At 71.1% G+C, this 12,739-nt stretch carries 12 protein-coding genes and 1 pseudogene; 7 read left to right on the plus strand and 6 right to left on the minus strand.

Annotation, left to right across the window (positions count from 1 at the left end; genetic code table 11):
* Nucleotides 1-146 precede the first annotated feature (146 nt).
* Nucleotides 147-317, minus strand: a complete 171-nt coding sequence (locus AC3ETA_RS07105) for a hypothetical protein (RefSeq protein ID WP_432191935.1) — start codon at nt 315-317, stop codon at nt 147-149.
* A gap of 68 nt (nt 318-385) precedes the next feature.
* Here AC3ETA_RS07105 and AC3ETA_RS07110 point away from each other — a divergent pair, with 68 nt between their 5' ends.
* The 5 genes from AC3ETA_RS07110 (at nt 386) to AC3ETA_RS07130 (ending at nt 3,948) form a co-directional block, all read left to right on the plus strand.
* Nucleotides 386-796: a VOC family protein gene (locus tag AC3ETA_RS07110; protein WP_432191936.1), complete on the plus strand. Its 411-nt coding sequence runs from the start codon at nt 386-388 to the stop codon at nt 794-796.
* A gap of 118 nt (nt 797-914) precedes the next feature.
* Complete coding sequence (locus tag AC3ETA_RS07115; protein WP_432191937.1) at nt 915-1,322, plus strand: hypothetical protein; 408 nt, start codon at nt 915-917, stop codon at nt 1,320-1,322.
* Nucleotides 1,323-1,334: 12 nt separating this feature from the next.
* Nucleotides 1,335-1,856 carry a thiol-disulfide oxidoreductase DCC family protein gene (locus tag AC3ETA_RS07120; protein WP_432191938.1) on the plus strand — a complete coding sequence of 174 codons (522 nt, stop codon included), beginning with the start codon at nt 1,335-1,337 and terminating at the stop codon, nt 1,854-1,856.
* A 198-nt stretch (nt 1,857-2,054) separates the two neighbouring features.
* Entirely contained in the window at nt 2,055-3,107 is a 1,053-nt protein-coding gene (locus AC3ETA_RS07125; protein WP_432192081.1) for a trypsin-like serine peptidase, read from the plus strand.
* 37 nt (nt 3,108-3,144) lie between these two features.
* A complete protein-coding gene (locus AC3ETA_RS07130; RefSeq protein ID WP_432191939.1) occupies nt 3,145-3,948 on the plus strand; it encodes a TetR/AcrR family transcriptional regulator in 804 nt (267 codons plus the stop codon).
* A gap of 18 nt (nt 3,949-3,966) precedes the next feature.
* On the opposite strand, the gene AC3ETA_RS07135 is transcribed toward AC3ETA_RS07130, so the two are convergent.
* Nucleotides 3,967-6,378 carry an MMPL family transporter gene (locus AC3ETA_RS07135; protein ID WP_432192082.1) on the minus strand — a complete coding sequence of 804 codons (2,412 nt, stop codon included), beginning with the start codon at nt 6,376-6,378 and terminating at the stop codon, nt 3,967-3,969.
* A gap of 164 nt (nt 6,379-6,542) precedes the next feature.
* On the opposite strand from AC3ETA_RS07135, the pseudogene AC3ETA_RS07140 reads away from it, so the two are divergent.
* Nucleotides 6,543-7,298 (plus strand): annotated as a pseudogene (locus tag AC3ETA_RS07140) (response regulator transcription factor).
* Complete coding sequence (locus AC3ETA_RS07145; RefSeq protein WP_432191940.1) at nt 7,295-8,767, plus strand: sensor histidine kinase; 1,473 nt, start codon at nt 7,295-7,297, stop codon at nt 8,765-8,767. The pseudogene AC3ETA_RS07140 and the gene AC3ETA_RS07145 overlap by 4 nt, the downstream one beginning before the upstream one ends.
* A gap of 15 nt (nt 8,768-8,782) precedes the next feature.
* On the opposite strand, the gene AC3ETA_RS07150 is transcribed toward AC3ETA_RS07145, so the two are convergent.
* From AC3ETA_RS07150 to AC3ETA_RS07165, 4 genes are all read right to left on the minus strand, one after another.
* Nucleotides 8,783-9,220, minus strand: coding sequence for an ATP-binding protein (locus AC3ETA_RS07150; protein ID WP_432191941.1), 438 nt, complete (start codon nt 9,218-9,220; stop codon nt 8,783-8,785).
* 96 nt (nt 9,221-9,316) lie between these two features.
* Nucleotides 9,317-10,873, minus strand: a complete 1,557-nt coding sequence (locus AC3ETA_RS07155) for an ABC transporter substrate-binding protein (RefSeq protein WP_432191942.1) — start codon at nt 10,871-10,873, stop codon at nt 9,317-9,319.
* 193 nt (nt 10,874-11,066) lie between these two features.
* Nucleotides 11,067-12,359: a metallophosphoesterase gene (locus AC3ETA_RS07160; protein ID WP_432191943.1), complete on the minus strand. Its 1,293-nt coding sequence runs from the start codon at nt 12,357-12,359 to the stop codon at nt 11,067-11,069.
* Nucleotides 12,360-12,416: 57 nt separating this feature from the next.
* Complete coding sequence (locus tag AC3ETA_RS07165; RefSeq protein ID WP_030954132.1) at nt 12,417-12,656, minus strand: SCO4848 family membrane protein; 240 nt, start codon at nt 12,654-12,656, stop codon at nt 12,417-12,419.
* Nucleotides 12,657-12,739: the final 83 nt, after the last annotated feature.

Genomic DNA, 12,739 nt, shown 5'->3' on the forward strand with positions numbered 1-12,739 from the left:
CGTCACGGGAACAGGGCCCCGAGGCGTTCACGGCCGGCGCCCGTGGGTGATCCCCGTAGGTGAGGGCCGCCCGCTGCGGGTGGGTTCCTGGTTCTTCCCCGTGCGATCCCCCGCCAGGACGAGGAAGCCGTTGCCCTCGAAGGCCTTCAGCGGCCCTGGAAGACCTCGTGCGTGCGCGCGTTGTACTCGGCGACCTCCTGGAACACCCGGCGCCGGATCAGCTCACCGGCGGTGAGCCGCTCCTCGGCGATCTCCAGCCCCCAGCCGTCGCCACGGCTCCCGCTTGTCGTCCCGTCGACGAACGTCACCCTTCCCATGCCGCCGACAGTACGAGCCGGCACGGACAATCACCGATTCCGGCCGATCATCGCCTTACCCTGACGGTATGTCAGATGACGAGTCGTACGAACTGCTCGGGTTCGACAACGTGCTGCTGCCGGTCGGCGACCTCGGCGAGGCCGTCGGGTTCTACGAGCGGGCCGGGTTCACGGTCGGGTTCCGGCTCGACGAGGCCGGCATCGCGCAGTTGAAGGTCGGCGGCGAGACGCCGGGCCTGCTGCTGCGTCAGGAGGAGGCCCTGGGGCACCGTCCACCGCCGTGGCCGTCCGCCCGCGTGTGGCTGGAGGTGCCGGACGCGCGGGCGGCGGCGCGGACGCTGCGCGACGCCGGTGTCGAACCGATCGACGCACCCTTCTCCGCGGCGACCGGCTGGACCGTCGAGATCGCCGACCCCTGGGGGAACGTCGTCGGGTTCACGGACTACTGCAAGCGGCCGGAGCTCGGGCGCAGACCCTGACGACGCCCCTGGCGGGGACGTGACGGAGACCTCACCCCTATTGAGTTGAACATGTTCAAAGACAGGGCCTACAGTCATCCCCGTCAGCGTTTTGAACGCGTTCAAGAAGGGGGAGGCCATGGACCGCACGGTCATCGCCTACGTCATCTACCTGGTCGTCAGCATCGCCCTGACCATCTGGGTGGCCCGCACTCTCAGCCGCAACGGGCGGATCTTCCTCGCCGACGTGCTGCGCGGGAACGAAAAGCTCGCCGAGGCCGTGAACCACCTGCTGGTGGTCGGCTTCTATCTCGTCAACCTCGGTTTCGTCGCGCTGTATCTGAGCGACGACGGCACCGTCCTCGACACGCGCGGCATCTTCGAGGCCCTGTCGACCAAGCTCGGCGTGGTGCTTCTGGTGCTCGGCGTGATGCACCTGGGCAACGTCTACGTGCTCAACAAGATCCGGCGGCGCGGGGTGATGGAGCGCGAGCAGGTGCCCCCGGTCGCACCGCAGGACTGGGTCGCCCCGTCGGCCGGGGCCTGAGCGGGGCCCGGCATGACGGCCGACACGACGGGCGGCAGGACGGCGGGGGTCGCGGTCCGCGGCCTCACCGTCCTCTACGACGCCCAGTGCTCGCTGTGCACCTTCCTGCGCGACTGGCTGGTACGGCAGCCGCAGTTGGTGCCGATGGAGATGGTGCCGGCCGGGTCCGACGAGGCCCGGCGGCGCTTCCCCGGCCTGGACCACGCAGCGACGCTCGACGAAATCACTGTCGTCGGCGACGCCGGGCAGGTCTACCGCGGCGGCGCCGCCTGGATCGTCACGCTGTGGGCGCTGCGCGAGCACAGGGGACTCGCGCATCGCCTCGGCACCCCGTCCGGGGCGCTGCTCGCCAAGGGGGCCGTGCTCGCCGCCGCCAAGTGGGGCGGGACGCAGTGGGGCGGTGCGCAGCAGGGCGACGGCAAGTGGGGCGGACGGGCCTACCGACGCGGGGACGGCTGGTCGTACCACCCGAGTCGGGGGTGGACGTACAAACCGCCGGGCTGCGCCGACGGCAGTTGCGCCACCCTGCCGTGAGGTCGGCGGCAAACAGGGCCGAACCGGCCTGAACGGCGCTTCCCAGAACCAGGTTTCTGGCATGCACCCTTCCAAAACCGCGCTCGGGTTGGCACGCTGCCCCCGGTTCTCCACTCCGCACTCGCACCGACTGTCGGTTGCCGGGCGGCCACCTGGTCGCCCGGTCCCCCCATCGCAGAAGGAGTACGCGTGAGAGGCATACCCCGCGTCGTCCGCATACCCCGCCCCGTCCGCATACCCCGCCCCGTCCGCATACCCCGCCCCGTCCTCGGCGCCCTGGTCGGCGTCACCGCGCTGCTCACCGCGGGCGCCCTCGCCACACCGGCGGGCGCCGCGCCGAGGCCCGACACCCCCACCACCGTCAGCCCGGTCTCCGCCGGAGCGCAGCAGCAGGCCCGTGACTTCTGGACACCGGAGCGGATGCGGGCGGCGACCCCACTCGACCTGGTGGGCGTCAACGGCCACATGGACGGCGGCGTGGCGCCCCGCAAGGGCCCGGCGGCCACGGTCGCGCCCACCTCCCCCGCCGCGGCGGTCGGCAGGGCCGTCACCGACATCGGCCTGATGGCCTTCCCGAACACCGGCGGCCAGTGGTCCGGCGGCGGTGCGGTCGTCAACACCGCGGGCCGTGTGTTCTTCAGCTACCAGGGCCGTACGGCGTCCTGCTCCGGCAACGCCGTCACCAGCAACAACAAGAGCACCGTCATCACGGCCGGCCACTGCGTGAAGCTGGAGGGCGCCTGGCACACCAACTGGGTCTTCGTGCCCGGCTACCACGACGGGCAGTCCCCCTACGGCCGCTGGAGCGCGTCGAAGACCCTGTCCACACCCCAGTGGACGGCGAGCGAGGACATTAACTACGACGTCGGCGCCGCCGTCGTCGCCCCGCTGGACGGCAAGCTCCTCACCGACGTCGTCGGCGGGCAGGGGCTGGCCTTCAACACCGGCTACAACCTGCGCATGTACTCGTTCGGCTTCCCGGCCGCCGCCCCGTACGACGGCGAGAAGTTCATCTACTGCAGCGGCAACACCAGTCGCGACTTCCTGCTGTCGAACGACCACGGCATGAACTGCAACATGACCGGCGGCTCCAGCGGCGGCCCCTGGTTCACGCAGTTCAACGAGTCCTCGGGCACCGGTCTGCTGTCCTCGGTGAACAGCTTCAAGTACAACTTCCTGCCGAACCGGATGTACGGCCCGTACTTCGGCGCCGACGCCCAGAACCTGTACCAGACGGCACAGACCTCCTGACGACCGGCCGAAACACCACTCGTTAGGCTCTCGTTCCGTGCCCTCGAAGAACGACAGCCCTGAACAGGGCGACACGCCCAGCAAGTCCGAGCAGACCCGTGCCCTGATCCTGGAGACGGCCATGCGGCTGTTCCAGGAACGCGGCTACGACAAGACGACGATGCGGGCCATCGCCCAGGAGGCCGGAGTCTCCGTCGGCAACGCGTACTACTACTTCGAGGGCAAGGAACACCTGATCCAGGGCTTCTACGACCGGATCGCCGCCGAGCACCGGGCGGCGATCCGGGACGTCCTGGCCCGCGAGACCGACCTGGAGGCACGGCTCGCCGGGGTGCTGAAGGTGTGGCTGGACATCGCCACGCCGTACCACGAGTTCGCGGTGCAGTTCTTCAAGAACGCCGCCGATCCCGACAGCCCGCTCAGCCCCTTCTCCGCGGAGTCGGAGCACGCGCGCGAGGAGGCCATCGCCATCCACCGGGAGGTGCTGGCGGGCGCCACGAAGACCAAGGTTCCCGACGAGCTCAGGGACGTCCTGCCGGAGCTGATGTGGCTCTCCCAGATGGGTCTCGTCCTGTACTGGATCTTCGACCGGACCGAGGGCCGTGAGCGCAGCTACCGGCTCGCCGAACGCGGCGCCAAGCTGACCGCGCGAGGCGTGTCGCTCGCCCGGTTCCGGGTGCTGCGCCCGCTGGTGCGCGAGGTGCACGAGTTGTTCACCGACTTCCTGCCGGGGATGACGAACGCCATCCCGGACCCGGCCCGCAAGAAGGCGGACAAGGCGGATGAGGTGGACCGCAAGGACACCGGCAAGGGGGCGCCCGCCGAGGACGAGCGCCCCTGAAACCGTCTCGGGCAAGCGTCAGTTGACGGCGTCCACGCCGCCCTCGGCGAGCTCGACGTCGTACACGAGCGGCCCTTGCGTCACGACGACCTGCCCGGCCCGGGACCCGTACGACTCGGCGGAGGTCGCCAGCAGGTACGTGCCCGGCCCCGGCACCGACACGATGTACGAGCCGTCGGCCAGGGACATCACCCGGTCCAGCTGACGTCCGCCCTTGGTCAGCAGCGTCACCGCGGCGCCGTCGACGGGCGCGCCGTCGGCGGTGCGGACGAAGCCGTGCACGACCGACGTCCGGCCCGCGACGACCGGCTCGGGCTCCTCGGCCGGCGGCTCCTCCTTGGGCTCGACCGCCAGATGCGGCAGCCGCTTCTCCAGCCAGTCCGGCAGCCACCAGTTCGCCCTGCCCAGCATGTGCATCGCGGCCGGCACCAGGGCCGTGCGCAGGATGAAGGCGTCCAGGGCGACGGCCGCCGCGAGGCCGATACCGGCCATGGCGCCCTCCATGTCGCCGCTCAGCACGAACGCGCTGAACACACAGATCATGATCAGGGCGGCGGAGTTGATGACCCGGCTGGTCTCCGCGAGGCCGACACGGACGGCGCGCGCGTTGTCCTTGGTGTGCACCCACTCCTCGTGCATCCGGCTCACCAGGAACACCTGGTAGTCCATGGAGAGGCCGAACAGCAGGGACAGCATGATGACCGGCAGGAAGGACGTGATCGGGCCCTCCTTGCCGACGCCGATGAGTTCGGTTCCCCAGCCCCACTGGAAGATCGCCACCAGCACGCCGAAGGACGCGGCCGCCGCGATGAGGTTCATCAGCGCGGCCGTCAGCGGCACCACCAGCGAGCGGAAGGCCACCATCAGCAGCAGGAAGCCGAGCGCGATGATCGTCGCGACGAAGTAGGGCAGCCGGTCCGCCGTCACCGACGCGAAGTCCTTGAAGACGGCCGTCACACCGCCGACGTGGGCCGCGGCGCCGGACTGCGGGATCACGTCGTCGCGCAGCCGGTCGATCAGCCGGTCCGTCTGCTGGGACTGCGGTGAGGTGGTCGGCACGACCTGGATCACGGTGACGCCGCCCGCGGGCGGCACGGCGGCCACCTGGGCGACGCCTTCGGTGGCCTTGATGCCGTCGACCAGGCCGGTCGGGGCGTCGCCCTCGACGACCACCTGGAGCGGGCCGTTGAAGCCGGGCCCGAAGCCCTCGGCGAGCAGGTCGTAGGCCTGCCGGGTGGTGGTCGACTCCTGGTGGTTGCCCTGGTCGGTGGCGCCCAGGCGCAGCGACAGCACGGGGATCGCGAGGACCGCCATCACGACGACGGCCATCGCCGCGACCGGCCGCGGCCGCCGTTGGACATACGACGACCAGCGCGCCGCGAGCCCGCTCGCCTCCGCCGGCTCCGGTCCCGCCGCGGCGAGCCGGCGACGCTGCCGGCGGCTGAGCACCCGTGTGCCCAGCAGGCCGAGCAGAGCGGGCAGCAGGGTGATCGCGGCCAGCACGCTGAGGACGACCGTGAGCGAGGTCGCAACGACGACGCCGTCCAGGAACCGCATGTTCATCACCAGCATGCCGGCGAGCGCGATGCACACGGTGCCGCCCGCGAACAGCACCGCGCGCCCGGAGGTGTTGAGGGCGGTCACGGCCGCCTCCTCGGGCTTCATCCCGCGCAGGATGCCGCGCCGGTGCCGGGTGACGATGAACAGGGCGTAGTCGATTCCGACGCCGAGGCCGATCAGCGAGCCGAGCAGCGGGGCCACTTCGGGCACGTCCGTGACGTGGCTCATCAGCATCGTCGCGATCATGCCGGTGCCGACGCCCGCGACCGCCACGACGATCGGCAGCAGCATCGCGAACAGCGAGCCGAACGCGAGGAAGAGCACGACGGCCGCGGCGAGGATGCCGACCGCCTCCGCGGTGCCCTGCGGGGGCTCCTGGGTGCGGGCGATGGCCTGGCCGCCCAGCTCGACCCGGAGCCCGTCGGCCTCGGCGGCCCGCGCCTTGTCGACGACGTCCTCGATCAGTTCCTTGGGGACGGCGTTCGCCTGCTCGGTGAACGTGACCTGGGCGTAGGCGATCCGCCCGTCCTGGCTGATCTGCGCGGCCCCTTGTGCCGCGTAGGGGTCGGTGACCTCACCGACGCCCTTCATCCGCCCGATCTCCTTCAGGGCGGGCTCGATCCGGGAGCGTACGGACTCGTCCCGTACGGATCCCTCGTCCACCTTCCACACCACCGTGTCGGTGTCGCCGGCACGCTCCGGGAAGGCCTTCTCCATCAGGTCGTACGCGGTCGCCGAGTCCGTGTCCGGGAGGGAGAAGACGTTCGCGTAGTTCGTCCCGGCGCCGGCACTCGCCGCGCCCAGTCCGAACAGTGCCCCCAACCAGAGCAACAGGACCACCAGCCGATGCCGATAGCACCACCGTGCCAATGCCGCCACGCTCAACGCTCCTTATTCGGTCCGGTCGGTCCCCCAGGTCCTGGGCAACAGCATTGGCGGCGGAACACACGCGTGGACATGCGTTGGCCGTGACTCTCAAGGAACTCCAAAGCAGAACCGGCCCGGTTGTCAGTGGGCCCGCCGATACTGGGGGCATGACGACGGGATCAGGCACGGTGCTGGTGGTGGAGGACGAGGAGTCCATCGCGGACGTCCTCGCCATCGCCCTGCGCTACCACCGGTTCGAGGTCATGACGGCGGGCACCGTCCGTGACGCGCTCAGCATCTTCGAGCGCACCCACGCTCGAACAGGCCCGCGCGGGGGGACCCCCGTCGACGCGGCCCTGCTCGACGTCATGCTCCCCGACGGCGACGGCCGCGCCCTCGGGCGCGAACTGCGGGCGCGCCACCCCGACCTGGCGCTGGTGTTCCTCACCGCACGCGACGCGCCCGCCGAGATCGTCGGCGCCCTCGGCTTCGGCGACGACTACATCACCAAGCCGTTCGACGTCGACGTGGTCGTCGCCCGGCTGACGGCCGTCCTGCGCCGCACCCTCCCCCACGCTCGGACACACCCGCGCGGGGGCAGGCCCCTCGCCGACGTCCTGCCGCAGCGTCCGCCGCTCAGATACGGCGATCTGGAGCTGGACGAGACGACGTACTCGGTGCGCCGTGCGGGCCGCACCGTCGAGCTGACCCCCACCGAGTACGCCCTGCTGCGCTTCCTGGTGCGCAACGGCGGCCGGATCGTGCCCAAGGACCAGCTCCTGCGCCATGTCTAGCAGTACGAACACACCCCGCCCGAGTCGACCGTCGTGGAGACCTACATCAGCTATCTGCGGCGCAAGCTGGACGCCCTGGGGCCACCGGTGATCACCACGCGACGCGGTGTCGGATACGGGCTGGCATGAGGATCCCCTGGAACCCCCGCGTCGGCCGCCCGCGCGGGATCCACTCCCTGCGCGGCAAGCTGACCCTGGCGAACGTGGCGCTGCTGGCCATCGGCATCGTCGTCGCGACCGCGGTCAGCCTGGTGACCGCGCGGTTCTACCTGCTCGACAAGGTCGACAGCGAGCTGAAGAGCGCGCGCACCACCCTGGGGCACGCCGGGTTCACGCTGCGCCAGATCGAGTCGCTGAGCGAACTGGGCGTCGCGCTGGACAAGTTCACCGACGGCAGCGCCCGCGACACGGATCCGCTGCCGAGCCCGAGCATGGTCTACGTCGCCGTCGACACCGCCGGGCGGCCGGTCGCCCTCGGCCCGCTGACGCCGACACCCCGCCAGCGCGCCCTGGCCGCCGCCGCGAAGGACCCGGTGGCCCTCGCGGCGGACGAGGATCCGCGGGACGTACGGGTCGACGGCGACCGCTACCGCATGGTCGGCACGCAGCTGGCGGACGGCACCATCGTGCTGATCGCCGTCCCGACCGAGGGCCTGCACGAAGGCATGGGCAAGGCCCTGCGGATGGACCTGGCCGTCGGCACGCTGCTGCTGGCGTTGCTCGGCTGCCTGACCATGTTCAGCGTGCGGCGCAGGATGCGGCCGCTGGAGGACATGGTGGAGACCTCGTCGGCGATAGCCGAGGGCGACCTGACCCGGCGCGTCCCCTCCAACAGCGATCCCACGCTGGAGGTCGAGCAGCTGCGGGTGGCCCTGAACTCGATGCTCCACCAGGTGGAGTCGGCGTACCGCACACGCGAGCGCAGCGCGGCCCAGCTGCGCCGGTTCGTCGGCGACGCCTCCCACGAACTGCGCACCCCGCTGGCCGCGATACGCGGCTACCTCCAGCTGTACGACCGGGGGATGCTGCCGGAGCCCGCCGAGCGCAAGCGGGTCTGGGACCGGATGAACGGCGAGGTCGGCCGCATGGGCCGGCTCGTCGACGAGCTGCTCACCCTCGCCCGGCTCGACCAGCGGCCCGAACTGCGCTTCCGCAACGTCGACCTGAGCCGGCTGGTGCGCGAGTCCGCCGAGGACCTGCGGGTGCAGCAGCCCGAGCGGCCGATCACGGTCGACGCCGACGGCGCACTGCTGGTGCACGCCGACGAGTCGGGGCTGCGCCAGGTGCTGGGCAATCTGCTGAGCAACGTCCGCACGCACACGCCCGCCGACGTGCCGGTGCGGCTGGGACTTGAGCGGACCGACGGCGTCGTGCGGCTGTGTGTCGAGGACAAGGGGGCCGGGCTGGGCGAGGAGGACGCGGCGCGGATCTTCGACCGGTTCTTCCGGGCCGGCGGGGGTGCGGGCAGCGGGCTCGGGATGGCGATCGTGCAGGGCGTGGTGGAGGCGCACGGCGGCGAGGTCGTGGTGCGGACGGCGCCGGGTGAGGGGCTGGCCGTCACGGTGATCCTGGCGACGGGGGCGGCTTCACGACCGTAACCGTCACACGGTCTCTCAGGGGCCCACGTCGGCGAGTATCAGCGCCCACACCGTCTTGCCGTGCCGTCCCCGACTCCACACCCCCCACGCGGCGGCCAGGTTCTCCACCAGGTGCAGGCCGCGGCCGGCCTCCTCCCGCTCCCCCACCTCCCGCAGCCGCGGCTCCTGCCGGCTCTCGTCCGACACCTCGATCAGACAGGAGCCGTCGGCGAGGGCGGTGACCGCGACCTCGAACTCACGCTCCGGCTGCGGGTGCTCCCCGCTCCCGAAGCCCTGTGAGGGTCCGTGCCGGACGACGTTGGTGGCCAGCTCGGAGACGAGCAGCACCGCGTCCTCAAGCGCAGGATCGCGCGGTCCGTGCCCCCAGTCGGCCAGGTGGTCCCGGACCCGACGCCGCGCGAGACCGACGGACGCCGGATGCCGGGGCAGCCGGAAGGCGTTGCGTCTCAACACGTTTGCTCCTCACCCCACGCACACCTCCCTCACATGGTGCAGCGCCGGGTGCCGCTTCTGCACCACCGCCTGGAGGGCCGGGGCGACGAGATCGCGTCAGATCCAGGTGAGACGCCAGAGCCGGAAGACGCCGGTGCCGTCGGAGAGGTACTGACCGCCGCCGACCTCCTCGCCGGCGACGACGTACTCCTTGGCCTGCCACAGCGGGATCACCGGCACGTCGCGGGCGACGGCCTCCTGGAGCGAGCGGAAGTCCTTCGTCGCCTCGCCGCGGTCGGCGTACTGCTGGCTGGCCGTGATCAGCCCGTCCACGGCCTTGTCGCTGTACCCCGTGCTCATGGTGCCGTTCGTGCCGACGAGCGGGCCCCCGTAGGTGTCGGGGTCGGGGAAGTCGGCGACCCAGCCGACGGCGTAGGCGTCGAGCTTGCCGCTCGCCCAGCGCTTCTGGAAGTCGGTCCACTCGTAGCCCTTGAGCGTCACCTTGAACAGGCCGGTCGCCTCCAACTGCCGCTTGATCTCCGCGGCTTCCTCGGCCCCGGAACCGCGGCCGGTGGCATAGCCGTAGGTGAAGCGGACCGGCAGGCCGACGCCGGCGTCGGCGAGCAGGGCGCGCGCCCTGGCCTTGCTCAGCTGGGGGTAGGCGTCGAAGAACGACGTGGTGTGGCCGGTGATGCCGGTCGGGATCAGCGAGTACAGCGGATCGACGGTCCCCTCGTACACGGTCGCGGCGAGCTTCTCACGGTCGATCAGCCAGGCCATGGCCTGCCGGACGCGGACGTCGTGCAGGGGCGAGGTCCTGCGGGTGTTGAAGTAGAGGTTGCGGATCTCGGAGCTGTCGGCCTCGGAGACACGCTGACCCGGGTCGGAGGCGTTCAGGCCGGCGAGCACCCCGGGCGGCAGCGTGCGCGTGGCGACGTCGACCTGCTTGTCCTTCCGCGCCTTCTCCAGGGCGTCCCCGTCGCCGTAGTACCGCAGGTCCACCGGGCGGCCGGTGCCGCTGATCGCGCCCTTGTAGTGCGTGTTGGGGGCGAGGGTGGCCTGCTTGTCCTTCGTGTACCCGGTCAGGTTGTACGGGCCGGTGCCGTCGACACCGTTGTCGGTGCGCAGCGCCTTCGCCGGATACTTCTCGCGGTCCACGATCGCGCCCGCGCCGGTGGCCACCTTGAGCGGGAACGTCGCGTCGGGCGACGAAAGACGGAACGTGACGTCACGGCCGCTCGCGCTCACCGACACGAGGGTGTCCAGCAGCGAGGAGGGGCCGACGTCCGACTTGATCCGCTTGACCCGGTCGAAGGAGAACTTCACGTCCTCGCCGGTCATCGCGCGCCCGCTCGGGAAGGTGAGTCCCCGGCGCAACTCGCACCGGTAGGTGCGCAGATCGCTGCCGTCGAAGCCGCAGCTCTCGGCCGCGTCGGGCACGGGCGTCACGCCGCCCGGCTCGAACGTCATCAACGACTGGAAGACGTTGCTGAACAGCGCCCAGGAACCGGCGTCATAGGCGCCTGCCGGGTCCAGCGACGTGACACCGTCCGTCGTGCCGACCGTGATGGTCCTGCTGTCGTCCTGCTGCGCCGGCAACAACTGCCGGCCGCCCACTCCCACGGCCGCCAGCACGAGCAGCGTCGCGAGAATCCGCATGCGAACGGAACGCATGGGTGTGCCCTCTCCCCAGGCCCTCGACGGGCCCCCGCACGAGCTGTTGGAATGCGCCACTCCCCTAAGCGGCGCGCACACCTAATCACACGGATTTCGCCAGGGGGAAGAGGATTCTGACGACATGAGAAAGAACTTACCTACGGGTGTTTCCGGCAGGTTTCACAGGCCGTTCACAGGTTCGGGGTGGCGGTCAGGCCTGACGGGACGCCAGCTCGATGACGGTGATGTCCGACTCGGCGCCCACGCGCGTGGGCGGACCCCAGGCGCCCGCGCCACGGCTGACGTACAGCTGTGTGTCGCCGTACCGCTCCAGACCGGCCAGGGTCGGGTTCGCCAGGCCGGCGACCAGGTTGCCGGGCCAGAGCTGGCCGCCGTGGGTGTGGCCGGAGAGCTGGAGGTCGACGCCGTGGTCGACGGCGTCGTGGATCTGGACGGGCTGGTGGGCGAGCAGCACGCACGCACGGGCCCTGTCCCGGTCGCCGAGGGCCTTGGCGAAGTCGGGGCCCTGGCCCTCGCTCTCGCCCGCGACGTCGTTGACGCCGGCCAGGTCGAAGTGGGGCAGTTCGGCGCGGGCGTTCTCCAGCGGGCGCAGGCCCAGGCGGCGCACCTCCTCGACCCACTGCTCGGCACCCGAGAAGTACTCGTGGTTGCCCGTGACGAAGTACGCGCCGTGCCGTGCCCGGAGCCCGGCGAGCGGGGCCGCCGCCGGGCCGAGGTCCTTCACGCTGCCGTCGACCAGGTCGCCCACGACGGCGATGAGGTCGGGCTGGGTGCCGTTGATGGTGTCGACGACCTTCTGCGCGAAGCCCCGGCCGAGGACGGGGCCCAGATGGACGTCGCTGACGACCGCGATCCGGTAACCGTGCGCCGCGCGCGGGAGCTTGGCCAGCGGGACGGTGACCCGCTTGACCTTCGGGCCCCGCAGAACGCCGTAGGTGCCGTAGCCGACGGTCCCCACGGCGGCCGCGGCGGCGGTACCGGCGATGACCCGGGAGACGAAGAGGCGGCGGGTGGGGGTGGCCAGGGGGCCGCCGGGCGGTGTCGCGGAGTCCGCGGGCGTGTCGGTCGCCGAGGGCGGGGGCGGGTCGGCCGGACCCGCGGCGGCCACGGGCACCGGCTCGGGCTCCGGTGCCGGTGCGGCCTCGGTCTCCGTCTCGCGCGCCCGTCTTTCGAGCCAGCGGCGCAGCAGGGGCCGTACGACCTCGCCGGCCAGGACTCCCAGCATCAGGTACATCGCCAGGGCCAGCCACAGGAAACCCGGCCAGGCCAGGACCTGCTGGAGCCGGAAGGGCGCGCCCGTGCGTTCGGCGACCAGGCCACCGATCGTCAGCGCCCAGCCGCCGGCGATCACCACCACGCCCACCCGGCGCACGAGGCCGGGAGCGCGGGTCGTGTCACGGAACAGGCGACGCCACATCCACCAGTTGCCCACCACCACGACGGACAGCACGAGCAGCGCGACGAGCGCGAAGACGATGACCACGCGGACGTTCCCTTTCCCTTGCGTGACGAGTGAACGTCCCGGGCCTTGGCCGAGTTCCTATGACATCCGGCGCAGTGCGCGCACTCCACGCAACCCAATGACGCCGACGACCGTCCCCAATACGAAGGAGACGACGGCGAGCAGCAAGTGCACCCAGAAGTACGCCGTCGGGTGACCGTCGTCGAACGCCAGCCCGCTGCTGTCCTTGATCAAATTTTTGACGAAAGTGACCCAGATGACCCAGCTCCACACCCCGAAGGCGAGCAGGAACCAGGAGACCGGGCGGCTGAGCTTCATGAGTTCAGTATCAACGCCCCGTGTCGGGTCCTCCGAGCGGGGTGGGGACAGAAGCGGGACATCCATGGCAACGGCATGTACGT

The organism is Streptomyces sp. bgisy027, assembly GCF_057710365.1.